The 25263-nt window shown below is 53.2% G+C and carries 23 protein-coding genes; 12 read left to right on the top strand and 11 right to left on the bottom strand.

Annotation, left to right across the window (positions count from 1 at the left end; translation table 11 throughout):
• Positions 1-9 precede the first annotated feature (9 nt).
• From PSAB_RS14360 to PSAB_RS14340, 5 genes are all read left to right on the top strand, one after another.
• Entirely contained in the window at positions 10-2313 is a 2304-nt protein-coding gene (locus PSAB_RS14360) for a thiamine pyrophosphate-dependent enzyme (protein WP_025335278.1), read from the top strand.
• A 404-nt stretch (positions 2314-2717) separates the two neighbouring features.
• Positions 2718-3068, top strand: coding sequence for a NifB/NifX family molybdenum-iron cluster-binding protein (locus tag PSAB_RS14355; RefSeq protein ID WP_025335277.1), 351 nt, complete (start codon positions 2718-2720; stop codon positions 3066-3068).
• A gap of 41 nt (positions 3069-3109) precedes the next feature.
• On the top strand, positions 3110-4429 hold the full coding sequence (locus PSAB_RS14350; protein ID WP_025335276.1) for an O-acetylhomoserine aminocarboxypropyltransferase/cysteine synthase family protein: 1320 nt from the start codon (positions 3110-3112) through the stop codon (positions 4427-4429).
• Between the two features lie 60 nt (positions 4430-4489).
• On the top strand, positions 4490-5971 hold the full coding sequence (locus tag PSAB_RS14345) for a nitrogenase component 1 (protein WP_025335275.1): 1482 nt from the start codon (positions 4490-4492) through the stop codon (positions 5969-5971).
• Complete coding sequence (locus PSAB_RS14340; RefSeq protein WP_025335274.1) at positions 5955-7280, top strand: nitrogenase component 1; 1326 nt, start codon at positions 5955-5957, stop codon at positions 7278-7280. The genes PSAB_RS14345 and PSAB_RS14340 overlap by 17 nt, the downstream gene beginning before the upstream one ends.
• Positions 7281-7363: 83 nt before the next feature.
• Here PSAB_RS14340 and PSAB_RS14335 read toward each other — a convergent pair whose 3' ends face one another.
• The 5 genes from PSAB_RS14335 to PSAB_RS14315 form a co-directional block, all read right to left on the bottom strand.
• Positions 7364-8182 (bottom strand): ABC transporter permease, encoded by an 819-nt coding sequence (locus PSAB_RS14335; RefSeq protein WP_025335273.1) that lies wholly within the window; start codon positions 8180-8182, stop codon positions 7364-7366.
• Entirely contained in the window at positions 8179-9207 is a 1029-nt protein-coding gene (locus tag PSAB_RS14330) for an ABC transporter ATP-binding protein (protein ID WP_025335272.1), read from the bottom strand. The genes PSAB_RS14335 and PSAB_RS14330 overlap by 4 nt, the downstream gene beginning before the upstream one ends.
• Positions 9208-9247: 40 nt before the next feature.
• Positions 9248-10045 (bottom strand): ABC transporter permease, encoded by a 798-nt coding sequence (locus tag PSAB_RS14325; RefSeq protein WP_025335271.1) that lies wholly within the window; start codon positions 10043-10045, stop codon positions 9248-9250.
• Between the two features lie 34 nt (positions 10046-10079).
• Entirely contained in the window at positions 10080-11114 is a 1035-nt protein-coding gene (locus PSAB_RS14320; RefSeq protein ID WP_025335270.1) for an ArsR/SmtB family transcription factor, read from the bottom strand.
• 176 nt (positions 11115-11290) lie between these two features.
• On the bottom strand, positions 11291-11806 hold the full coding sequence (locus PSAB_RS14315; protein ID WP_025335269.1) for a MogA/MoaB family molybdenum cofactor biosynthesis protein: 516 nt from the start codon (positions 11804-11806) through the stop codon (positions 11291-11293).
• A gap of 222 nt (positions 11807-12028) precedes the next feature.
• Between PSAB_RS14315 and PSAB_RS14310 the strand changes: the two genes are divergently transcribed.
• From PSAB_RS14310 to PSAB_RS14300, 3 genes are all read left to right on the top strand, one after another.
• Entirely contained in the window at positions 12029-13081 is a 1053-nt protein-coding gene (locus PSAB_RS14310) for a CobW family GTP-binding protein (RefSeq protein WP_025335268.1), read from the top strand.
• Between the two features lie 133 nt (positions 13082-13214).
• On the top strand, positions 13215-13562 hold the full coding sequence (locus PSAB_RS14305; protein ID WP_025335267.1) for a four-helix bundle copper-binding protein: 348 nt from the start codon (positions 13215-13217) through the stop codon (positions 13560-13562).
• A 188-nt stretch (positions 13563-13750) separates the two neighbouring features.
• On the top strand, positions 13751-14269 hold the full coding sequence (locus PSAB_RS14300; RefSeq protein ID WP_025335266.1) for a hypothetical protein: 519 nt from the start codon (positions 13751-13753) through the stop codon (positions 14267-14269).
• Between the two features lie 67 nt (positions 14270-14336).
• Here PSAB_RS14300 and PSAB_RS14295 read toward each other — a convergent pair whose 3' ends face one another.
• From PSAB_RS14295 to PSAB_RS14285, 3 genes are all read right to left on the bottom strand, one after another.
• The gene (locus PSAB_RS14295; protein ID WP_025335265.1) at positions 14337-15587 is read right to left on the bottom strand and encodes a winged helix-turn-helix domain-containing protein; all 1251 of its coding nucleotides are present in this window, start codon (positions 15585-15587) and stop codon (positions 14337-14339) included.
• 167 nt (positions 15588-15754) lie between these two features.
• Positions 15755-17851 carry an ABC transporter ATP-binding protein gene (locus PSAB_RS14290; RefSeq protein ID WP_025335264.1) on the bottom strand — a complete coding sequence of 699 codons (2097 nt, stop codon included), beginning with the start codon at positions 17849-17851 and terminating at the stop codon, positions 15755-15757.
• 65 nt (positions 17852-17916) lie between these two features.
• The gene (locus tag PSAB_RS14285; RefSeq protein ID WP_038595903.1) at positions 17917-19659 is read right to left on the bottom strand and encodes an ABC transporter ATP-binding protein; all 1743 of its coding nucleotides are present in this window, start codon (positions 19657-19659) and stop codon (positions 17917-17919) included.
• Positions 19660-20157: 498 nt separating this feature from the next.
• Between PSAB_RS14285 and PSAB_RS14280 the strand changes: the two genes are divergently transcribed.
• Complete coding sequence (locus PSAB_RS14280) at positions 20158-20496, top strand: HesB/YadR/YfhF family protein (protein ID WP_025335263.1); 339 nt, start codon at positions 20158-20160, stop codon at positions 20494-20496.
• An 89-nt stretch (positions 20497-20585) separates the two neighbouring features.
• Here PSAB_RS14280 and PSAB_RS14275 read toward each other — a convergent pair whose 3' ends face one another.
• From PSAB_RS14275 to PSAB_RS14265, 3 genes are all read right to left on the bottom strand, one after another.
• A complete protein-coding gene (locus PSAB_RS14275) occupies positions 20586-21101 on the bottom strand; it encodes a hypothetical protein (protein ID WP_025335262.1) in 516 nt (171 codons plus the stop codon).
• 99 nt (positions 21102-21200) lie between these two features.
• Positions 21201-21644, bottom strand: a complete 444-nt coding sequence (locus PSAB_RS14270; RefSeq protein ID WP_025335261.1) for a DUF441 domain-containing protein — start codon at positions 21642-21644, stop codon at positions 21201-21203.
• A 3-nt stretch (positions 21645-21647) separates the two neighbouring features.
• Positions 21648-22652 (bottom strand): YpdA family putative bacillithiol disulfide reductase, encoded by a 1005-nt coding sequence (locus tag PSAB_RS14265; RefSeq protein WP_025335260.1) that lies wholly within the window; start codon positions 22650-22652, stop codon positions 21648-21650.
• Positions 22653-22843: 191 nt separating this feature from the next.
• Here PSAB_RS14265 and PSAB_RS14260 point away from each other — a divergent pair, with 191 nt between their 5' ends.
• The 3 genes from PSAB_RS14260 (at position 22844) to PSAB_RS14250 (ending at position 24880) form a co-directional block, all read left to right on the top strand.
• On the top strand, positions 22844-23440 hold the full coding sequence (locus tag PSAB_RS14260; protein WP_025335259.1) for a DUF2087 domain-containing protein: 597 nt from the start codon (positions 22844-22846) through the stop codon (positions 23438-23440).
• A gap of 116 nt (positions 23441-23556) precedes the next feature.
• Positions 23557-24012 carry a DUF3939 domain-containing protein gene (locus tag PSAB_RS14255; RefSeq protein WP_025335258.1) on the top strand — a complete coding sequence of 152 codons (456 nt, stop codon included), beginning with the start codon at positions 23557-23559 and terminating at the stop codon, positions 24010-24012.
• Between the two features lie 196 nt (positions 24013-24208).
• Positions 24209-24880 carry an HAD family hydrolase gene (locus PSAB_RS14250; protein ID WP_025335257.1) on the top strand — a complete coding sequence of 224 codons (672 nt, stop codon included), beginning with the start codon at positions 24209-24211 and terminating at the stop codon, positions 24878-24880.
• Positions 24881-25263 lie beyond the last annotated feature (383 nt).

Here is a 25263-nt window from a genome sequence, read left to right as displayed (position 1 = left end):
GGAACACTAATGGCTATCGATTACGAAAAAGAAGTCGGCTCCGCCAAGGTGGAGCAGAAGTTTTTATATGAATCCGGCAATGAAATGGCAGCCTACGCTGCACATCAAATCAACTATCATGTGATGGGCTATTTCCCGATCTCCCCGTCGACGGAGGTTGCGCAATTCCTCGATTCCATGAAAGCCAGCGGACAGCATGACATCATGCTGGTGCCTTCCGACGGCGAACACAGCTCCGCAGGCATTTGCTATGGCGCGTCCACCGCGGGCGGCCGCGTATTTAACGCGACAAGCGCACAAGGCTACCTGTACATGCTGGAGCAGCTTCCGGTTCAATCCGGTACGCGGATGCCAATGGTTATGAACCTCATCTGCCGGTCCATTTCCGGACCGCTGAACATCCACGGCGATCACTCCGACCTGTATTTTGCACTGAACACCGGCTGGCCGATCCTGATGTGTCCGGATCCGCAGTCCGTTTATGATATGAACATCATGGCAATCAAGCTTGCCGAGCATGCCAAAGTTCGCCTTCCAGTACTGGTGGCTATGGACGGATATTTCACTTCTCACCAGAAGCGCCGCGTCCAAGCCATCGCGAACCGTGAAGATGTCCAAAGCTTTATCGGACCTCAACCGAAAGGTTATGATGACACGCTTGACCGCGAGAATCCGATTTCTGTCGGCCCATACATGAACGAACCCGACTATATCAACAACAAATACCAACAATCCGTGGCTATGTACAATGCCGGGGAAGTATTTGAAGAAATCGCCAAAGAATATGGCGAGCTGACAGGCCGCCATTATCCAATCCTGTCGCAGTATCGCATGGAGGATGCCGAGGTTGCGGTATTCCTGATGAACTCCGCTTCCGAGATCATCAAGGACGTTGTCGACCAGCTGCGCGAGAAAGGCGTGAAAGCCGGCGCTATTTCGCCGAACATGATCCGTCCGTTCCCGCAGAAGCAAATCGCTGAAGCGCTGAAGAACGTCAAAGCCATTACCGTCGGCGACCGCGCGGATTCTTTCGGAGCGCATGGCGGCAACATGGTTAACGAAATCAAAGCAGCCCTGTTCACCTACGGCAACACGACAACGAAGGTCATCGGCCGCATTTACGGTGTCGGCGGCAAGGACTTCTTCGCCGAAGACGGCCACAGCCTGTTCGAGCTGGCTATTGAAGCAGCGGAATCCGGTGAAGTAAAGGTTCCTTTCGACTACTACGGCCACAATCCGGGCGTTACCGAAAGCGCGCCGAAGCGTGTGATCAAACCGCTTAAATTCGAGTCTCTCAAGACGGGCTTGATTACTGTGGACAAGGATGAAGAGACAGGCAAGCTCAAGGTTAAGATTCCGCCAATGCGCAGCTTGACCGTTAAACCGAAACGTTTGTCCCCAGGTCACGGCACTTGTCCGGGCTGCGGTATTTTCTCCGGTCTGGAGCTGTTCTTCAAAGGCATTGAGGGAGATATCGTCGCTCTGTACCATACAGGCTGCGCCTATGTTACAACGACGGGATATCCTTACTCGTCCCATAAATCGACTTTCATTCACAACCTGTTCCAAAGCGGGGCCGCGACAATGTCCGGCGTGGTTGAAATGTTCTGGGAACGCAAACGCCGCGGCGAGCTTGATCATCTGAACCTGAAAGATGACTTTACCTTTGTTATGGTTACCGGCGACGGCGGCATGGACATCGGTATGGGACCGGCAATCGGCGCTGCGCTTCGCGGACACAAAATGATCGTTTTGGAATATGACAACGAAGGTTATATGAATACAGGTGCACAGCAATCATATTCGACGCCGATCGGTCACCGCACATCGACATCCAGCATCGGCAAGACGCAAAAAGGTAAAGTGACGCAGCATAAAGATACGCCGCAAATTATGGCTGCCACCAATATTCCTTATGTGTTCACGGGCAGCGAAGCATTCCCGCAGGATTTGGTGAAGAAAGCCGCCAAAGCCCAATGGTACGCTCAGAACGAAGGGCTTGTGTATGGCAAAATCTTGTCTGCCTGCCCGCTGAACTGGATGACCGAGGACAATGTTGGCACCAAACTGGTATCCCTCGCGGTTGATTCCTGCTTCTTCCCGTTGTATGAAGTGGAGCAAGGCGTTACCACGATTACGTACAATCCGGAAGAGAAGGAGAAGCGCGTCGACGTTACCGAATGGCTCAAAGGCATGGGTAAAACCAAGCATCTACTTAAGGAAGAGAACGAAGCTGCTCTGAACAACTTCAAAGATGAAGTTGAGCGCCGCTGGAGCCGTCTCAAAGCGAAGCATGAGCATCCGGAACTGTAAGAACTTTTGTATCGCTTAAAGTTTATCGGCAAGTCTCGTAATGAGGCTTGCCGTTTTTCATGATTTTCTGGAAAAGATCACATTTATTTCACGATTCAGGGATTGAATTTTGCTAGCGTAATCGTTATATTAAAACAAAGTAAATCTATTGGTATTTACTGTTTATCTGCTTAGCCGAGCGGTTAACCGCAGGCCGGATGCTTCCTGACAGACAGGATCGCTCCGGCCTTTTTTGATATTAAAAGAATGATAAGTCGTTTCTTTTGATATTTTGGCTAGTTCGATTTGTGAAATATGTCACACGCCGACCAAAACCATTGGAGGCCTGCTTGATTAACAGCGGGTCTCTTTATTTTCTCAAGGAGGGGAATCTGCGAATTAATAGTTGAAGGAGTTGAGAGGAAATGAAAGTGGCAGTAGGCAGTTCAGACGGATATTCCGTGAACCAGCATTTTGGCCAATGCGACCGGTTTATCATCTACGAAATCGATGAGGAAGGCCTGTATGTACAATCCGAGAACCGGAAAATCGGCAGTCCGGCAAGCTTGAACGGGCATGAGCAAAACCGGCTTAACGCTGTGGCTGAGTCTTTGGCGGATTGTTCATATGTACTGGTAGGCCGAATCGGTCCAGGGGCTGCGGGGGTTCTTCATAAGCAGGGAATCACGGCTCTGGCCGTAGAGGCCCCGATTGAACAAGCTTTGGGCAGACTGCTGACCTTTCTTCAGTCAAGGCAGGGGGCCATTTTAAAGTAAGGTATTAATCTTTATAACACTATTCGAAAAGGGGAATCGGAATGAGCGAGAAATCATTGGGCTTTGACACATTGAAGGTAAGAGCGGGCTACCAATCGAGCGATCATAATTATGCGGTTGCCGTACCGATTTATCAGACGGCTTCCTATGATTTGGGCAGCGTGGAACGGGCCGAGAGATTGTTTGGCCTGGAGGAAGCTGGCTTTCTGTACACACGGATTGGAAATCCGACCGTTGATGTGCTTGAGCAGCGGCTGACCGCCCTGGACAATGGCAGCGGCGCTGTCGCTGTCGCATCGGGAATGGCGGCTGTCGCTTATACGCTGCTCAATCTGGCCGAAGGCGGAGGAAGAATTTTAACTACGCCCAGGCTGTACGGGGGAACGTTCGACGCGATCAAGCATCTGTTCCCCAAATTCAATGTTCATGTCGATTTTGTGGAGAACTCGGATGATCCTGAAGCGTTCCGCCAAGGCATCGGGCCGGACACCAAAGCGGTACTGATCGAGAGCATCAGCAACCCGAATGCGACCATCCTGGATGTTGAAGCCATTGCCGAAATTGCGCATGACAACGGAATTCCGTTAGTTATCGACAATACCTTCGGTACTCCATATTTGTTCGACTCTTTCGCTCATGGAGCGGACATCATCATTTATTCGGCGACCAAGGCGATCGGCGGGCATGGAACAACGCTTGGCGGAGTCATTGTGGAAAATGGCAAGTTTGACTGGAGCAATGGTAAATTCCCGCATTTTGAAGAGCCACAGTATCTGCTGCGGGATCAGGCGACAGGGCGTGAACGCAGCTTTCTGGAGGTGTTCCCGGGTGCGCCGTTTACGACCAGAATCCGGCTCAGTTACCTGGCTTATTTTGGCGCTTCGCTGAGCCCGTTCGATGCTTTCCTGCTGATTCAGGGCATTGTTACACTGTCCGAGCGGATTGACAAGCAGGTGTCCAATGCGCTGAAAATCGTACAATACCTGCAAAGCAGCGACAAAGTTAGCTGGGTTAATCATCCTGTAGCCGAAGGGAGCCCATACAAAGCGCTTGCCGACAAGTATTTCCCGAAAGGCGCCGGCTCGATCTTCTCCTTTGGCTTCAAAGGAAATGAGGAGCAGCTTAAGATCTTCCTTAATTCGGTGGAGCTGTTCAGCTACCACGCCAATGTAGGCGATGCCCGGTCGTTGATCATCAATTCGCCGAAGACCACACATGGCGAGTTGAACGCCGAAGAACAGAGCTTTGCCGGTATTAAGCCGGAAACGGTCCGTCTTTCCATCGGTTTGGAAAATGCCGATGATTTGATCGCTGATTTGGAGCAAGCATTCGAAAAGGCTTTTGTCGAAACGCTGGTGTAATTTTTTTACCGTAGTCAATTTAGCTGAAAATATTATTCATAACGCAAAGGAGGAGAGGACATGCCGAAAGTCAACTTGAATTTAACCGAGGTTCCGGTGCGCGAGAAGCGTCTGGGTTCGATCACGGGCTTTGCCGGCACCGCGGGAGAACTGGTCGACTGCTCCAGCAGCGGCTGTCTTAAGGACGGCACCCGTTCTTTCAGCCAATGCATGGGCTGCAGCTCAGGGAACGCATTTTGCCAGTTATCAATGATTCGGGATGCGGCGATGGTCAACCATGCGCCAGTCGGTTGTGCCGGGGATTTCTTCGGCTTCAATTTTGTTTACCGGGTCGGACAGATGGAGCGTGATCTTCCGCCGGCCATAGGCAGATATTTTAATACCAATATTGAGGAAATGGATACGGTCTTCGGCGCTCTTTCCAAGCTGGAGAAAACCATTCGCCTTGCGTATGACAGGGTGAAGCCGAATGCGATTTTCGTGACAACATCCTGCGCTTCGGGAATTATTGGGGAAGATGTGGAAAGTGTGACGGACCGGTTGACAAAAGAGCTCGGCATTCCGGTTGTGAACTGTGTCTGCGAGGGCTTCAGATCCAAGATCTGGACCTCGGGCTTCGACGCTGCCTATCACTCTATCGTACGCAAGATTGTGAAGCCTCCGCAAAAGCGGACGAACAAGGTGAATATCATTAACTTCTGGGGCAGCGATGTATTCTCCAAGCTGCTGAATCGCCTGGGCTACGAAGCGAACTATGTCGTTCCCTTCTCTACGGTAAGCCAGCTGGAGACGATTTCCGAGGCGGCCGCAACGATTCAGATTTGCCCGACGCTCGGCACCTATATGGGGGCCGCGCTGGAGCAAGTATACGGAGTGCCGGAGATTAAGGCTCCCATGGCTTACGGATTGGCTGGAACGGACGCGTGGATGCGTGAGCTGGGCCGTGTTCTGGACCGCGAAGCCGAAATCGAGGAGATTATCCGCGAGGAGAGAGCGGCCGTTCTACCGAAGCTGGAGGAGTACCGGGCGAAGCTCAAAGGCACGACCTGCTATTTGACAGCGGGATCAGCCCACGGTCATGCCCTGATCGCCCTGTTGAGTGAGCTGGGAATTGATGTGCAGGGCGCGGCTATCTTTCATCATGACCCTATTTATGACAATGAAGATACGTCGGCGGATATGCTGGATCACACCGTCAAGACATATGGGGATATTAAGGGCTACAACGTTTGCAACAAGCAAGCTTACGAGCTGGTGAATATTCTGAACCGCGTACGTCCCGATCTGATGATCGCCCGTCACGGCGGAATGACGCTCTGGGGCGCAAAGCTCGGTATTCCTACGCTGCTGATCGGAGACGAGCATTTCAGCTGGGGTTACCAGGGTCTGATTAATTACGCGGAACGGATATTAGAAACGCTCGACAACCGGGAGTTTGTGACGAACCTGGCGAAACATAGTTCCATGCCTTACACCAAATGGTGGCTGGAGCAAGATCCATACACTTTTTTGGGAGGCAACACTCATGTCAAAACTTATTGAACAGCCGAGGTATTCCTGCGCTCTGGGCGTTCAGCAGACGGTTATCGCCATCCAGCGGGCCGTGCCTATTGTCCATGCAGGACCGGGCTGCAGCACTAAAATTCACGGCCTGCTCGGTCAGGGGGAGGGCTATGCTGGCGGGAGCACCATCCCCTGCACCAATTCAAGCGAATCCGAGGTCGTATTCGGCGGCGAGAAGAAACTGAAGGGTGTCATTGACGGGGCGTTCAAGGTCATCGACGCTGATCTGTTCGTCGTGCTCACCGGCTGCACCTCCGATATTGTCGGAGACGATGTCGGCCAGGTAACCCGCGAATTTCAAAATCTCGACAAGCCGATTGTGTTCGCGGAGACCGGCGGCTTCAAGAGCAATAACTATGTCAGCCATGACCTGATCATCAAGGCGATTATCGAGCAGTATGTCGATAAGTATGCACCCGCCAAAGGGGAAGTCATTCCCGGTCTGGTTAATGTCTTTGCTTCCATTCCATACCAGGACCCTTACTGGATCGGCAACCTGCAGGAAATCAAGCGGCTGCTGATCGGGATCGGTCTAACGCCGAACATCCTTTTTGGACCCGAATCGGGCGGTGTATCGGAGTGGCTGACCGTCCCTCAGGCTGAGTTTAATATTGTCGTGTCCGCCTGGCCGGGCCTGAGAAGCGCCAAGCTGCTCAAGCGGAAATACGGAACGCCGTTTTACCATTTTCCCTATTTGCCGGTTGGAGGATTGGAGACCAGCCGCTTTTTGCGGGAGGTTACGGCATTCGGCGCCAGCATAGACCGTGAAAAGGCTGAGAAATTCATCGCGGACGAAGAGCGTAAATTCTATACGCATATTGAGCGGACGGCCGATTTCATGCTGGAGTTCCGGTACGGAATTCCGCGCATGTTCTATACGATCCTTGATGCCACTTACGCCGTTGGCTTTTCCAAATATTTATTGAATGAGCTGGGTATTATCCCGGCAGAGGTTCAATATATCGTTGACGATACTCCCGAACAGTACCGCGAAGGAATCCGCGAGCAGTTCCGCCGCATCTCCGACAGAAGGTCGGCGAATGTGGAATTCTCGGTAGACGGCGGGGAAATTCAGGAGAAGATCAGGCAGACCAATCCGAAGCAGCGGGCGCTGATTCTCGGTAGCGGTTGGGAACGCGATCTGGCCGCCGACATCGGGGCGGATCTGCTCCCGATTAGCGTGCCGATTACCTACCGGCTGATCTTAAACTGCGGCTACGCGGGATATAACGGGGGCCTCAGGCTGATCGAGGATATTTACGACCGCGTGTTAGGTACGTATCGCTAAACGATTGAACAGAAACCAAAGGGGCTTTCCCAAGACCGTAGAAGATGATCAACGGCTGGGAGCCCCTTTTATCGTTCGTCCATTTAGAATAAACTCCAGTTTCCCTTGGCTCTCGCATGCCTCTCGGCCAATGCTAGCAGGTACCCGGTTAGCCATACAAACGCGGCATCGGCGGCGATCAGCACGACCAGCGACCAGATCCATGCTCCGCCTGTATTGCCGTACAGCGCCCCACGAACGAGATTCAGGCTGTAGGTAACCGGGAAGAGCAGCGATAGTCCTTTTGCCCACAGAGGAAAGACGGAGGGAGGAATGCGCACACCCCCAAACAGCTCCATCGGAGCCTGAAAAATATAATATAGCATGCCGGAGTCTCGAGAGAACAAGGAGATGGCGCTGAGCATCGCTCCCCAGATGACTGAAGAGCACACGATAAGCGCGATCACCGGCAGCAGTACAGACCACTCTACTTGGCCGGGATCGGCGACAAACCAAAAGGTAAGGAAGGAGAACGCCGCGAACATCCAGATTCCATTAAACAGGGAATACAGCGAGCGCCCGAATAAAAAGGCCATTTTGGACGAGGACGTCATAAAAATGATTTCAAGTGTACCCTGCTTGCGCTCCTGTTCGAACAGCCAGGCCGACTGAACGGTGGTCCAGAACAGCTGAAACACGAGATAGCCGCTTAACAGAAACAGCGGAACGCCGCCGGGGGGAATGACCCTGGACAATGCCGAGCCTTCGCCGGTTCGATAGGGCTGCATCGCGTAATAGGAGGTTAGAAAAGCAATGGCGGGCCAGAGCAGCATGGAGAAAAATACGGCTTTTCCCCTGGTTCGGCTTCTATGCTGTTTCAACATTTCCGCCCGGAGCGGGATCAAATAGCCGCGAAGCTTCATGACACTTTTCCTTCCGAGAGCAGGATGATGGCATCCTCCAGATTGGGCTTTTCGGCGGAAAAGGAAATGACCTTGAGTCCATTTTCGGCCGTCCATGGCAGCAGCTTGGTGATGAGCTTGTCGGCTGAGCGGCTTTTTAAGGTCAAACGTACAGGTTCCCCGGGCGAAGAGCCGGACTCGGCAGAGGGCGTATGCAGCTCCGTCAACTCTTTTCGGTTCAATCCGATCTCGGTATGCAGGTACTCCATCAGCAGGGGATTCAGCTCATCCCTCCAGCCGGTCAATTCAAAATGGGCCGTCTGCAGCCCCGCCACTCTGCCCACAATGCGGTCCGGAGTATCGCACATCAGCAGCTCCCCGCGGTCCAGCACATAGACGTTGTCGCACAGCTCCTCCACTTCCTGCAAGTAATGGCTGGTCAGCAGAATGCCTTTTCCCCGTTCTTTGGCCAGACTGCACACCATTTCCCTGAGCTGTCTCGCAATTGGCGCGTCCAGTCCGAGCGTTGGCTCATCCAGGAACAGATATTTGGGGTCGTTGATCAGTCCTCTTGCGATCTGCAGGCGCTGCTTCATTCCTTTGGAATATTGCTCAACCGGACGGTCTGCCGCATCCGCAAGACCTACCTCTTTCAGCAGACGTTCGCTTTCCAGCCGGAGATGGCGGGACTCCAGACCGTACAAAGACCCGAAATAGTGGAGGTTTTCCCTGCCCGTAAGCCGCCAATACAGCATCCGTTCCCCGCCGGCGATCATATTTACCTTATGCTGAATGGCGGTGCGGCTGCGGCTCATCTCCAGACCGTCCACCTCAATGCTGCCTTCCGTCGGATCGAGCAGGGTGGACAGCATGCGGATGGTGGTCGTTTTGCCGGCTCCGTTAAGCCCCAGAAGACCGGTGATTTGTCCCGGCTCGAGGGTGAGCGACAGCGATTTTACTGCTTGGGTGGATACACGCTCGGAACGGAACCAGCCAAGTCTGTTCTTGGTTTCGTATATTTTGCTAACCTCATTCATTGCGATCATATCTTCACTACCTTTCTTTGTGGGCAGACATGGTTCCTCTTTAGTACCGCTCGAACATGCTCCGCTCAATTCTTCGACCGCTCCATAGCGCAAGCGCGATATAGACAGCGCACATTAGCAGGATCGGAACTAAATCGCTTAGCCGGATTACCCCGCCCGTCATCAGACTACCGCGCAGCAGCTCCAGCGCATCGGTCAAAGGAAATACCTCACCAGCGATCCGTAGAGCTTCGGGAAGATACTCGCGGGGGAACTGGAATCCGCACAAGAGAGCGGTAAGCACAAACAGTGTATTTTGCACAAAATAAGTATCCCGGGAATACAGCATCACGCAGCCAAGCAGCAGCCCCATTGTAAAGCAGGAGAGCAGATAGGCGAAGACGCCGATCAGCACGGACCAAGGATCGAAATCGGGCAGCCTGAGGCCTGCCGCAATACCGAAAATCAGCACAACCCCAAGCTCGAACAGACTGCGGAAAAGCTGCTGAACGGCGGTTCCCGCAAAATAGCCGAAACGGCTGGAAGGGGAGAGCAGCAGCGCTTCAAGCGTCCCTTCCCGCCACTCCGTAATGAGCGCTCTCGACACATTCATCATCATACTGACCGAGAAGAGATTCAGCGCTCCGCCAATAATGACATACGTCATGTAATCGGAGGTGCCAGTATATGCGGCAAATCGGGATTGAATATCACCTTGAATTAAATATACATATGAAAAATAAGTGACGAGAACGAGATACGTTCCATCAATAATATGGCCGAGGGTAAAGGTCCAGGGGTAGGCCCTGAGATTGGACCTTTGGTTCCGGACCATTGTCGCGAGGGCGGTATGCCACATGTTCAAGCGCTCCTTTTTACGGCTCAAAATAAAGTTACTGCTCCAGAAACTGTCTTTGCAGCACGAGCATCATCTCCATTTCCTCTTTGTCGGCAGAGTAAAATTGATAGCTTCCCCGGCGCTTGACCCGGATCAGGCCGGCTTCGGACAGAAGCTTCAGATGCTTGGAAACGGCCGCTTCGGAAATGCCGAGAACGGGAGCAAGCTGCTTCGTGCAGTGCGGTCCTTTCCACAGCAGCTTCACGATTTTGAGCCGGGTTTCGTCGCCAAGCGCCTTGAAACGCAGAAGCAGATCCGCCGGCGGAGAATCGTTGTACGGCAGCTCCGGAATGTCGACGGCAAGCGGGAGAAAGAGAGCTTTTCCGTACCAGCCGATTAAGAGATGAGGAAAGATGAAGGTGCTGGGAAATACATAAATATGCTCGAGGCTGTCATAGGCAAAATGGTAGCTTTTCGCTTTTTGGGCGGTAATCGTTCCTTTTTCCGCAAACAGACGCGGATGGAGGGAAGAGATCGCTTTTTCCGCGGATTGCTCGGTTTCTTGCTGAAAGGCCGCGGCGGCCGTCTGCACCCAAGGCTCAACCACCTGCCATTCCCGGCGAAAAAAGGACTCTTCATACTGCGTCAATGTATCGGTGAGGAGTCTCCGAAAAGGCTCCAGCGAGTCCAGCAGCGATAGCCCGGCGTCCTCCAATTCCTCCTCTTCCAGCCCACGAATTCCGTGCATCCATTGGATGATCGTTCCGATCGGCACCGTATTGTTTAAAGCCAAATGAACCAGTTCGGCATCCGGCAGACTATTCAGGGCCTCTATGCCTTTGCGGCAGGTCATTGGCTCTCCAGAATGATCTGCCAGTTCCATTAATGCGGTCCAGACATCGGTGCGTTTGCCAAGTTGCCGGATGCTGTCCCTCAGATCGGAAGGCATGGCTTTCAACAGCTCCTGCGACCACTGAAGCCGCCTTGGATGATGCTCCGGCTGGCACAGGACATGCAGGCTGCACAGCATTTCATGGAAGGGACTGACAACGGTTTTGATTTTATGATTCAAGGAAGATGATGAGCTCATTTTGTTCCTTTCCGATTAACCAAATGGTTAATCAAAAACCACTTTCGCGAAAAGTGTTCAACATTTTATAGGGTAAATTTGGAATTGTCAATGCGAAAAACCGGACCTTCGGTCAGGTCCGGCAAGAAAGGGGGGCTGGCATGAGAAGGCTACGGCGAAAGAAAGGGAAGCTGGTTTCAGGAAGACTTGTAAATCTCCCGCATCACATGCCGAAGCTCGGGAATGATCAGCCGGGTCAGCGCCAGCTTGACCGCTCCGGTCGATCCGGGCATGGAGAATACAGCGGTGCTTCCAATCGTTCCGGCAACCGCCCGGCTTAGAATGGCCGCGGTTCCGATGTCCTCGGCAAAGCTCAGGTAGCGGAAAATCTCGCCAAAACCCGGCATCGTCTTGTCCAGCAGTGATTCGACTGCCTCATAGGTGGAATCTCTTGGAGCTATGCCGGTGCCGCCTGTGAGCAGCACCGCTTCAATGGCATTGTCTGCTGCGCAGATGTGAATCAGTTCACGGATATCGTCGTAGTCATCCTTTACGATGGTCCGCCCGGCCACATGATAGCCTGACTCTTCAAGCAAAGTCTCGATGAGCTGGCCGCTCTTATCCGTATCTATTGTCCGGGTGTCCGAGACCGTAATGATATAGCAGTTGACCGAATTCGGGGCTTCCTTCCGGTGCTGTTCGACTGAACTCATCGGTAATATCACTCCTTGACGCATGTTTTTCATGAAAATTCGCATGCCCCTATCATAGAGGAATGAAACAGCGGCTGCAAGAAAACGTAAGCTCAGAAACGAGAACGATCAAAATTCTATTAATTACCTGAATAATGCTTACAATGGATTTCGTCAGGTTGCTTCCCTGTCCAGGAATGTAGTACACTCGCTTACAGAACAGAACACGGGGAGAGATTTGAAATGACGGAAAATGCTGTTCCTGTATATATATTGTCAGGATTTCTGGGCAGCGGGAAGACGACTCTGCTGTACAGGCTGCTTGATTATTGGAAAAATGAAGGTATGCGTCCGGCCGTCGTCATGAACGAGCTCGGCGACGTTAACTTTGACGGCATGCTGGTCGGCGAATCCGTGCCAATGGCCGAGCTTCTGTCCGGATGCATCTGCTGCTCAGCAAGCGTTGATCTCAGCACGGAGCTGACAACGCTGATGAAGAGAGAATCGCCGGGTGTGATCGTTATCGAAGCAACGGGCGCGGCTAACCCTCTCGATATCATCGATAACGTTACCGAAACATCGCTGTACAGCAAAGTCGAGCTGAAGGGCTTGATTACCGTAGTCGACGCGGCTCATCTGCTGGAGCTGCACAGAGAGCAGAAGGGAGCCACTTACCGGCTGATGCAGGAGCAAATCCGCAGCGCTTCCGTGCTTATTCTGAATAAAACGGATCGCGTAACTGCGGAAGAGGCGGAGGAAGTTAACGGTGTGCTTCGCAAATGGAATGCGTACGCCAAGATTATCCCGGCGGTGCGGTGCGAAGTGAATTTGCACAATCTGCTCGATAATGCGGACAGCATATCGCTGGCGGAAACCTCTGGCGGGGCGCCGAAAGACCTTTCTTCCGGCACTGGAACTGACGGAGAGGGCTTGCCGGAGAATGAAGAAATAGCCGCCGAAGGCACGGGCCGTGCTTCTCACGACCATGTGATGGCGTATACGCATTTTTTCGCTAATCCGATTAACAGCGTGGAATTCGAAGCATTTCTGAAGGAATTGCCGTCCGACGTGTACAGAGCGAAAGGCGTGTTGACCTTTAACGATACTTCCGGCCGTTTCCTGTTTCAATACGCTTACCGCGAGTCGGATTTTATTAAAATCACTCCCCAGGGAGAGGTTCGTGATGTGGCGGTTTTTATCGGAGAACATTTCTCGTCCGGGGAATTGCGGAAGAAATTGCTGCGCTTGGAAGGGCGAGGCTATGAACGTCCGGCGGCTGTAAAAAGAAGCTTGTAGCTATCCGTTGTCAAGGTCAAACGGCTTGAGGAAAGTCATTAGAGGGGCCCTAGGGCTGCCCCCTGTGATTCGTCTCTTTGGTCAAAGGTTAATACAAAGGCATACAACATCAGATTGCAGGAGGTTGAAGGCTATGACCCGAATTCAGTACCAGGACTGCATTGAGGCTTGTCTTAAATGTATGAACGCCTGTAACTTCAGCTATGTCTCAAGCCTGAAAGAATACGACCTTGCACTGCTGCGGGATTGCATCCGGATGGACCGGGAATGCGCCGATATTTGCGCGTACGCGATTCAGGCCATGACCCGCCAAAGTCCGTTCGTCGCCGAAATTTGCCGTCTGTGCGCGGATATCTGCGAAGCTACAGCAAGAGAGTGCGGCCGGTACGAGCAAACGCACTGCCGGAACTGTATCAATGCTTGTCTGGCATGTGCGAGAGCCTGCCGCGAAATAAGCGACGCCGTCGCTGTTATGATCTGAGGATAAAAGGGATAACGAATCTTTTAAATAGGTAATGGGCCAGCTTCTTTAGGAATGCTGGCCTTTGATTTTTGTGGAACGCTGATATTACAATAGAGAGAGGTAATCAAAGGGAGCTTGGCGAATTATTGTACATACATAAGCACCGAATGATTAAATCCATAACGAAACATGACTACGGAGGACAGATGAAGGAGGACACACAATTACCGGAGAGTGAACAATCCAAAGAACTGTTCGCCTATTTCGGTCTGGCCGTTTATTACTGTCAGGCGCTGGAGCAGCAGCTCACCAATCTCCTTCTGCTGACAAAGATTTCCCAGGGCACCTTGCCGTCTGAAGCGGATTTGGCGGATTTGTATCAACGCAAGCTCGGCAATTCTCTCGGCCAGCTCATCAAGGAAATCCAGCATCATTTTCCGTTCTCGGAGGCCGAGACCGCGCAGCTGCACCATGTCTGGAAGCAAAGAAATTATATCGTTCACGATTATTTCAAAGAACGCATTCAGGATACGTTTACTTCTTCGGGCCGAGCCGCTATCATCAGGGAATTGAAGAGGTTCAAGAATAAAGCTGGCGCTCTGGAGCTGAAGCTGCAAGGATACTGTACGGAGCTGTACCGGAAGCTGGGACTGGAAGGCAAATTGGAAGAAGAGGATTTGCTGGGAGACTTTCCTCCCGCCCCATTGAAACATCGCCATACATGAATGGAAGTGAACAAAGCCTCTGCCTTGGCGGGAATGCCGGTAGAGGCTTTGTTGATTTAAGCGGAAATCAACTTTCAAGATCTCCATCCCACTCGCCGATTCCGCTCTGGGCGGCCACGGACGGCGGGACCACAATTCTTGCCGCGCCCAATGAGCGGGCAAGCGTGGTGACCGCCGAATTCGCTGCCGCCATTAAGCCGGAACTGTGGGGGCCATCATCGGGTTCCCACCACCAGTTGCGCAGGATCAGGTTCCCGGATGCCCGGTCCATCACGGGCTCAAATCTGGCAGCAAAGCGGTCTCCATACAGGAGCGGCAGCACATAGTATCCGTACTGGCGTTCTCCGGCCGGCTTATACACCTCCCAGCGGTACTGAAATCCGAACAGCTGACGGATCAGCTCTCTGTCCCAAATCAGGTTGTCGAGTGGGGCTAGAGCAGCGGCATAATGCCCGGTGTCGAACGGGCTCTTGCCGGGTTCGCACTTCAGAATCGCCTCCAGCTCGGCAACGTCGGAGGTCCGGACAAATAGCGGGGGCTTGATTCCCTCAACTCTCACTTCCCGGATGGAATCCGCCAGCAGCAGCCGCTGGATGGCTCCGGCCCGATCCGCGGTCTTGAGATTGCTTATGCCTAGCCAGCCGTCTCCGGCCCGGTTCCATAAGAGACCGATCGCCCCGATTCTCCTAAGCACGTACCAGTCCTGATACGACTCCTCGGACGGATTGGGCTCCGGCGCTTCAAGAAGTTCTTTCGGCAGCAGATTGGCCGAAAAATCATAATAGCGGCGCGTATGTACCCTGTGATGGATGGACAGCTCGCCCCAAAAATACATGCTCTCCAGCGCCGCGCGGGACAGCCGGGCAGGTGCCCAGGCCCAATCGACCTTGTCCTTCCCGCCCATGTCAAGAGAGGAGAGCGGGCCTCGCTCCGCAATCTCTGCCCGGATTTCCTGAACCAGCGCCATTACGGATTCATTGGAGCCATAACGGGCCGCCGCGCTGTCCCGCAGTCTGCGGAAGCTGGGCCAATCTTCCGTGCAGTAGATTGACATATTCTTGTCCCAGCCGTCGATCAGCCGCCGGTCTTGATACAGCAGCTCCTGGGCCATTTCGGATGTAAAGCCGGGGATGCGGGCCTGAAGCACCAGCTCATGATTGTGACCTGTTATATTCAGCGGGTCGTACTGGATGCAGTTGACATGCCGGATATAGCGGTACACGCTGTCTTTCCCTTCCGGCAGCCGATAAGGGCCGAGCCGCTGATGCTTCAGCAGAAAATGCGCCGCCTGGCGTTTGGATATATTGTAACTGATCAATAGCTTCTTCACTCCGTTTTCAAATAAATGATGATCTCATTATAACGAACGTGCGTTCTGTTTGCAATGAAAGTTAAATGAAGAAGACCCCCGTCCGGTCGGACAGGGGTCGGTAAATAGGAATGGCTGTGAAAGGCAATTTCAATGATCGAATAGCCGAACAAAAACTAACTCTGCCGGCCCGCCGGCTGCATATGAGCCTGAACAGGGATGGCCGGTGCAGTCTGGGCAGCTGGAGCGGTGTCCGCATTCTGTACGGCCGAGCCGGTCTGAAGCTGATACATCCGGTAATACCGGCCGCCAAGTGCCATTAACTCATCGTGACTGCCCCGTTCGACGATTTCCCCGCGGTGCAGGACGAGAATTTGATCTGCGCTGCGGATCGTCGACAGGCGGTGGGCGATAATGAATGTCGTCCGCCCTTTTTTAAGAACCTCCAGCGCTTGCTGGATGAGGCTCTCCGTCTCGGTGTCGATATTGGAAGTAGCCTCATCAAGAATGAGGATCGCCGGATCAAAGGCGAGCGCACGGGCGAAGGAGATCAGCTGGCGCTGCCCTGCGGACAGCGTGCTACCTTTTTCCACGACCGGCTCGTCAAAGCCCTGCGGCAGATGGGCAAGCAACCGGTCTGCGCCGACTTCTCTGAGCGCCCATTCCACTTTTTCTCTCGAAATGCTCTCGTCATCGAGACTGACATTCGAAGCGATCGTTCCGGTGAACAGATAGGGGTCCTGAAGGACGATGCCCATATGCTTCCGCAGCCACTGCTTTGGAATGTCCGTCGTCTTTTGCCCGTCAATCGAGATGAAGCCGCGCTGCGGATCGTAGAAACGGAACAGCAGATTGATGATCGAGCTTTTGCCGGACCCGGTATGGCCGACCAGAGCGACTGTCTCACCGGAACGGGCCTCAAAGGAAATGTCGCGAAGGACAAAGTCTTTTTTGTAGGCAAAGGAGACATCCTTGAACACCACATTACCTTGGTAGCGTGGCATTTCGCCGTCGGTTACCTGCTCCCCGGGTTCGTCCATGAGCTTGAATACACGACCTGCAGACACCATTGAGGTATCGAGATTCGCGAGCTGGTTGACCATGCCGATAATCGGCTGGAACATCCGGCCCAGCACATCGACGAACGCATAGAGCACACCCAGCGACACAATCGTTCCGCCGCCAAGACTTCCGAAACCGAAATACCACAGTACCGTCGCGAAAGAAAGGCTGCGCAGCGCACCAACCAGATTATGCGAGGTCAGCGAGTTGAGATTCAGCATTTTGTTCTGGTACTTCAAGTAGTCTTCGTTGAGCGTCTCGAATTCGTCCAGCCTCTGCTTCTGGCGGCGGAAGATGCGGATCACGGACATCCCTTGAATCGACTCGTTGATAATGGCGTTTATCTCGCTGAGGCGAGAGCGGATGATTGTGTTGTATTTGGTTGCAATTTTCCGGTACAAAATGACCCATACCACGATGACCGGGGCGATGAACAGACTGATCATTCCAAGACGGACATCCAGCAGGAACAGGGCGGTATAGACCCCGATAATGTTGATAATTCCGCTGGCGAAGTTCGACAATACGGCGATGAACAGCTCCTTGACCGCTTCCGTATCGTTGGTTACCCTGGACACCACTTTGCCCGCAGGCAGATTATCGAAAAAATAGACCGGAAGCCGCTGAATATGTGCGTACACATCCGTACGCAGCCGGCGGACGACCTGGTTGGCCGAGGATTGCAGCCAGTAGGTCTTGCCGAATTCTGCGAAAATCGAGATGACCAGGAACATTCCGTACAGTCCGACAAGCTTGTAAATGGATGGGAGCTCCGGTTTGTAAAAATCGAACAATTCAACCGTCGTCAGTTTAACAGCCGGATAGCTTGCTGTGCCATTGGCGCTGTCGATGATGATCTGGCCGTTTTCAAAATGGCGCTCTCCGCCAGCATCTGCGACGGGCTCGCCGATGAAATAGAAGCTTCGGCCAACCTGAAGCAGACGGACCTCGCGGCCTTGTGGTTCTCCCGGTTTAAACCGGTCTCCGCGTTTATAATATTCGTTGTTGTACAAGGCTGCATCGTTAGACGGTGATGCCTCAAAGTAAGGCCGTTCAATCGCAAGCATGTGATTGTCGATCATGCTTCTCGCTATGAAAGGGCCGGCCAGCTCCGCCGCGACCCCAATGGAGAGCAGGAGGAGCGCTGCGATGAACGTGGTCTTCGCATGCAGCGCGTATTGAAGCAGGCGTCTGCCTGTATGTTGTTTCAAGATGCATGGCACCTCCTTGGGTGAATGGTGAATATTTGTTAATCCAGTGATTTCTTTATTTTTCTTTAACCCAGATTATTCTCCACCTGCTGGCGCTCATACTGCTCGCGGTACCAGCCGTTCAGCTCAAGCAGCTCCGCATGGGTTCCGCGTTCGATGATCCGCCCGTTATCCAGCACGATGATCTGGTCGGCGTGCTCGACGGCGGAGAGGCGATGGGTGGAAATCAGGGTGGTCTTGCCGGCTCTTTGAGACCGGATGTTGTCGACGATCTGCGCTTCGGTCCGGGCGTCCACCGCCGACAACGCATCGTCCAGAATCAGAATTTCGGGCTCGGCGATAAAGGCTCTGGACAGCGAAACCCGCTGTTTCTGGCCTCCGGACAGAGAGACGCCGCGTTCGCCGACAAGCGTATCCAGCCCGCTTTCCAGTGTGTCCAGATCGCTGCGGAAGGCGGCGGTGGTAATAGCCCCCAGAATCTTTTCGTCGCTTGCGCCCACAAGTCCGAACTGGATATTCTCGCGAACGGTTTTGGAGAACAGGATTTGTTCCTGAGGCACATAGCCCATCCAGCTGTGGAGACGGTCAAGCGAAATCTTCTCGATTGGAACGCCTGAGATGTGAATGTCCCCGGTTCCGGTCGGGTATTCGTGAAGCAGCTGCTTGAGCAGCGTCGATTTGCCGCTGCCGGTTCTGCCGACGACGCCCAGCGTTTCTCCCTTGGACAGCGACAGGCTGATGCCGGTCAAATTATCAATGCTTGAAGAAGGGTAGCGAAACGTCACATTGTTAAATTCAATCATGCCCGGTTCGGATACGGCGACCGTATGGTCCGGGTCCCGGACATCCGGCACGGCGTTCAGCGTCTCATCGATCCGTTCGAGCGACGCGCCGCCGCGCTGCATCACATTGATCAGCTCACCGATGGCGAACATCGGCCAGACGATCATCCCAAGGTACATGTTGAACGATACGAGGTCGCCCAGCGTGATCTGATTGCGGAGAACGAGATAAATGCCGTACGTCAGTCCGATGATGTAGCTCAGCCCTACACAGAACCGGATCGTCGGTTCGAAAAAAGAGTCGACCCGGGCTACGGCCATATTTTTGCGGTAAACGTCATCGGTGATTGCCCCGAAGCGCTTCTCGTCCAGACGTTCCTGCACATAGGCGCGAATGACACGCACGCCCGATACGGATTCCAGCACCTGGTCGTTCATATCGCCGAAGGCATCCTGGGCCAGGGTGTACCGGTCATGAATCGCCCGGCCGTAGATCACCATGGCTACTGCGATCAGCGGCAGCGGCAGCACGGCGGCCAGGGTCAGCTTCCAACTCACCAGAAAGCCCATGGCAAGCAGTACGACGGCGAAAAAAATGGTCGAGTCAACGAGCGTCAGCATGCCGAAGCCTACGGTGACGGATACCGCCCGGATATCGTTGGTGGCGCGGGCCATCAAATCGCCAGTGCGGTTTCGCTCGAAGAACGAGGGCGTCAATGTTAGGAGGTGATTCATAAAGCGGGTACGCAGCAGGCGTTCGACCAGGTTCGATCCTCCAAACAAGCTGCGCATCCATATGTAGGTAATCCAATAGATGAGCAGAAGCAGAGCGATAATCATGGCAATATACTTGATCAGTGAAGCTGTGGTGATGGTGCTGCGTACAATTTCATCAATGGCGGAACCCAGAAGACGCGGGGGCAGCAGTTCTACGATGCCGGCAATAATCAGCACGACCAGGCCAATCGTATAGCGCCTCTTCTCCCGGCGGAAGAACCAGCCGAGATCTTGTAATACAGAAAACATGAACAATCCCTTCCTTTCGGGGGTGGAGTGGCGTCGGCAAGAGTTTCAAGGACAAGGCGGATCAGCTTCGGTAGGCAGCAAAAAAGGCATACCATCCGTTAACGGACGATATGCCTGGATCTCAAACGTATCATGCGCACGGCGCGTAACAGCGCCGGCGAGGAAAATGTTCGGCTTCCCGAAACAAAAAGCGGCTAGAACGCGCGCTTTCGGGAAAGATTCACCTGCAGGGCTGCTTCGGTATTCGGTTGGATAAGGCTGCCGACAATAGTGCGATGAATATCCATAAATGTAAACACCGAGATCACCCTTTCGTTAAGATTGGAAATAATTTGCAACGTTTCGCTACCTCCGAGTTTATCACCGGCTCTGCAAATTTGTCAAACATATTTTCGAACAAAAAAAGAATTTTAACGATTCGCTATATTCTGCAGGCGATTGGAATAGAGCTTGGATTAAGGTATGATAAAAGTAATAGACAAAGGAGTTGAAAGCTTTATGAGCATTTCGGTCAGTCCTGATGCCGCCTCCTGGTTCAAGCGGGAACTCGGCTTGACGGACGGCGCCCATATCCGCCTGTTTCCCCGGTACAGCTCCGGAGGCGGGCTTCATCCCGGATTTTCGCTGGGCATTGCCGTGGAACCACCGGGACGCCCGGGTCTTGAAGCCGCCTCCGAAGGGGTCGAATTCTACATGGAGGAGCAGGACCTATGGTATATGGACGGGTATGATCTGTCGATTATCTATTTGGCGGAAGAAGATGACATCGAGTATCGGTATGACCCATCGACCGCCGGAGAAGAAGCCCCCACAGCCGCCGGAAGCGCCAATAAATAAAGGGGACACAAACAAGCGGGACCGGACAAAGGAGGATTCTCCTTGCCCGGTCCCGCTTATTAATCTTGACGGAAGAAAGCAAAGCTCCCTTAGTGGGAGCGTCTGAACGATTCTTCTTCCATGGCGAACTCAAAATCATCGATATCGTATACCGTCACCGGAATGCCGCCGTCGATAATCCGGTGGATCATCTCGAACTGGTCGGTCAGAATCGGAATCTTCAACCGCTGCGAAGTCAGGAGAAGCTCGGTCTCAATCGGGTCGAACGTCTCGCCGTAGCTGGCATTGTCCACGCTGTTAATTACGGTGATTTGGGCCTGCTCGCCGAGCAGAATCGCCGGGCTCTTGGCCCACGGCACGTTCAGGCAGCGGCGGATTTTTTTCTGGTTGAGCGGCTGCTCGAAATAGGCGATCAGCTCGCCAATCTTGGCCTTGACATGCTGGTCGTCGTCGGGAATATTCATCAGCGGCTCGCTGCTCTCCCGAAGCTCGTACAGTTCCAGTATGGTTGTGTAAGGAACGATATATTCCACCGGAGTTTTCGGAATCAGCAGCTGGCCGTATATGGCCATCATAACGGCTTCCGTCACAAATTGTCTTGACATCTTTATCCTCCTGAAGTTCGGGTGAAGCAGTAATCCTGAATTTGGTTTTAAAAATATCAAAACACTGTACGGAACAAAAGTCAATAAGCGGGTATTCCGTTACACGCGCCCGATGATGAGCGACAGGATGCCCGCGGCGATGAGCGGCCCGACCGGCACGCCTTTGAAGACGGCGACCCCGATGACCGTTCCGATCAGGAGACCGGCAACAATTGTGGGCTGGCTGCCGATCAGCGCTGCTCCCCGGCCTCCAAGATAGGCAACAAGGATGCCGATGCCGATGGCGGTCAGCGATTTCCAGTGCAGGAACGCTTGCCCTACGGTGTGCAGTGAAATGCGCCCGCTTGCCACCGGCGACATGACGCCGATCAGCAGGATGATGATGCCGACGGTCAGCCCGTATTTTTCAAGCCAGGGAAAAGCCTGGTTCAGACCGAGCAGCCGCACAAGCAGCAGCGCCACCATGGCGATGGTCACGGTCGAGTTGCTGCTGATGATGCCGAGTCCGGCCAGCCCAAGAAGAAGCAGGGAAGTATAATCCATTCGTCAGCTCAGCTCCTTGTCTTGGGCCGGCCGTTTCCCGGCAAGATGCCCGGCGATCAGCGCTCCGTGCCTGCGTCCCGTCTCGATAAAGATCTCGTTGGCGTTGCGGCCGGAAGCGATGACCCCCGCCACGTATACGCCCGGAATGTTGGTCTCCATCGTCGCCGGGTCGAACAACGGCTTATCCAGGTCGTCGTCCATAATGACGCCTGCGGAGGCAAGCAGCTTGCGGTCGGGCCTGAAGCCGGTCATCGCCAGAACAAAATCATTGTCCAATGTGTAGGCTGCTTGCGGCAAAGCCGAGGATACCGTTACCGAGTCCTCCGTGATTGCGGTGACGCTGGATGAAAGGTGGAGCCGGATTTTTTCCTTCTGCACCATGCTTTCAAAGACCGGACGCACCCAAGGCTTGATATTCTCAGAAATACTGTCTCCGCGGTAAACCATGTCGACCTCCGCTCCGACCCGCATCAGTTCCAGGGCCGCATCGACTGCAGAATTGCTGCCACCGATAATCGCAACTTTCATGCCGGTGTACGGATGGGCTTCTTCGAAATAATGGGTCACTTTGGGCAAATCCTCGCCGGGAATACCGATCCAGTTCGGCTGGTCGAAATAGCCGGTGGATATCACGACGGCGGCCGCGCGCCGGGTTTGACTCTTGCCGCGCCGGTTCACCGTATTGACGCCGAACGTCCCGTCTTCGAGCCGCTCAATCGCGGTCGCTTCTTCATAAGCGGCGATCTCCAGGCCGTGCTTCTCGGCCGCCTTGCGGTAATAGACGAGCGCCTCGTGGCGAAACGGCTTCTCGCTCGGCGTCGTAAATGGAACATCGCCGATTTCAAGCAGCTCCGGAGTGCTGAAGAACTGCATATGAGTCGGATACAGGTAAATGGAATGGACGATAAAATGTTTCTCCACAATGATCGCGGAAAGGCCCTGCCGGCGGCATTCGATAGCGGCGGACAAGCCGCAGGGCCCGGCTCCGATTATAATCACATCATGCATAAAGCGGACAACCTCCCGTAGTTTCCTCGCATTTTCTGTCTTCATCAGAAACGTGTAAAGTAAATCCTACCTCAATTTAAGCCTTTTTTCCAGAGGAGAGGGGAGGCCCCTTTTCCAATTGCAAAAAAGCTTTGACTTATGTATAATTAGATATATATCTAAAGAGATTCATCCGAAGGAGAGTGTCCACCTTGCAGCTTGAAAAAATTGTTGGTTACCACAAAGCCCTTGCCGACCCGACCCGTCTGCGCATGCTCCTGCTGCTGTCGAAAGGAGAAATGCATGGACAGGCGCTGGCGGAGAAGCTGAATCTGTCGCAGCCGACGGTGACGCATCATGCGTACAAGCTGCGCACTGCGGCACTAATCAAGGAACGCCGCGACAAGAACACCGTTTACTTCACGCTGAATCCGGAGTTTATCCGGGAGGGCGGGGAGGCGTCGCTGCGGTTTATTTTTGACAAGGGGGCACGTGAGATGGAAGTGGAGAGCAAGGAGCAGAATCTGAAGGAATCGGTGATCCGCAATTTCTTTGCCAAGGACGGCCGCCTGCGGCAGATTCCGGCACAATACAAGAAGAAACTGATCGCTCTGCAGTATATTGTTGAACAGTTGAAGCCTGGCGTCGTTTACAGCGAGAAGGAAATCAACGAATTTATCAAGCAGTACCATGACGACTATGCCACCATCCGCCGCGAGTTCATTATGCATCAGTTCATGTACAGGGAAAACGACAAGTATGAACTGAATCCGCGGGAAATATGGACACACTGGGAATCTGTCAAATAATTGCCTAAAATATTTTACAGTTCTGTGAAGGCTTGAGTTTTAATTGATTAAAATTTGGAGTATAGAATATTATAGAATTGTAAGCGTTATCTTTGGCAAGAAAGGAGTCTTTCAACATGCTTTTTAAAAGGATTAAGAAAGAACCCGACCCCCGCCTGATCACCGTAACCTTGCCGGAAGTTAAGCAGGCCGTGCGCCAATTTGAAAAAGATATGCCCGCCGCAATCAACCGCACCGTTCTGATGAAGGATGATAAAAGCATTGATTTGTCCAGGCTGGCCCGCTACTTAGGCGGAAAAACCGAGCAGAAGTTCTATATGTCCCGGGAGACGTTTGAAATTTTTGAGGAAGCGGAAAAGGATATTCCCTATTTTCTCGATATGGTGCAGCTGGCCGTCGACAACTACATTAGCGATACCGGCAAGCTGCCCCTTCGTGAAGAAGCTTCGCTTCCTGAGGTTCACTATCATTTGCTGTCCAGTCAAAGATATTTGAAGGAAACGCCTCCGTTTCCACTGTACATCACCGCAGATGAATTGATGCTGACCCACCGCGCCGAGCATTTCAAGTAAAGAATCGCCATGAATCGTTTCATGGTCCGCCATCAGGCGGGCACCATAAGCCAAGGGCCGTTGATCAAAAGGGAAGGGATGAATTCTCCTCCTTGCTGACAGCGGTCTTTTCTTCTTCATGAGCGCCATAGTACAATGATTCCTAAGAGCCCGCTTTACGGGCAAGACGCATATAGAAAGACAAGGGGAATCAGGCATGGAAACCATAAAAGCTATACTGTTTGATCTTGACAATACGCTAATGGACAGGGATCGGACCTTTCGAAGCTTTGCCGCGCAGTTCGTCTCCTATTTTCTGGGCCATCTGGAGCCGGACCGGCAGCTGGAAATCGTTGAAGATATCATCGTCAGGGACGCCGACGGGTACCGGGACAAGGACGGGTTTTTCCGGGAGCTCAGCGAGGTTCTGCCTTGGAGAGAAGCCGTTTCGGCCGCGGAAATCCGCGCGTTCTATGATTTGAATTATTCCGCTCATGGCGCGCTTATGAAGCATGCGGCCGAATCGCTGGATTATCTGAGGGAAGGCGGCTACGTACTAGGGCTTCTGACGAACGGAAAAAGCGACATCCAACACGGGAAAATCGATTTGCTTGGCCTGCGCGGCCATTTCAAATCGATCGTGATTTCCGGCGAGGCTGGAATCAGCAAGCCGGACCCCGCCATTTACCGCCTGGCGCTGGACAGGCTGGGATACGGCCCGGATGAGACCCTATTCATCGGCGACCATCCGGTGAATGATATTTGGGGCGCGGGGCGCGCCGGAATGAAGGGCATCTGGCTTCGCCGCAACCATTCCTGGGACGACAAGCTGGATGTAAAGCCCTGGAAGACGATAGACGAGCTCAACGAGCTGCGGAGCATTTTTTAATCGGGCGAACGGCGGGGTTGACAACGATACGCTAGGGCGTTTATGATGACACCATAAATTACCGGAAGGAGAGATGTTATATGACAGTTTATACGGCTTGGAATTTGTCGGTTGTTTCTGCTCAGGATACGTGTCTTCCGGGAACAGGCTGCGGGCGTTAGGACGCAAGCAGCTTAAGCGCGCACATTAGTGATATCATCAGCGCCGCCGGGGACCGTATCGGTTCCGGCGGCTTTTTTGCGTATGCGGATAAGACTCGTGGAGTTGGCCCGTATACGCACGTCCAAGCAGCATTTTGAGGCCTGTGAGACCTTGCTGCTAACGGACATAAAGCATAGGCCAGGGCGTCCCTTGAGCTAAGGGCTCCCTGGCTCTTCCAGCCC

It is taken from the genome of Paenibacillus sabinae T27 (assembly GCF_000612505.1).
Classification (GTDB): Bacteria; Bacillota; Bacilli; order Paenibacillales; family Paenibacillaceae; genus Paenibacillus_AQ; species Paenibacillus_AQ sabinae.
The sequence above is the reverse complement of the archived record's forward strand: the minus strand, read 5'-3'. Positions and strand labels throughout refer to the sequence as shown.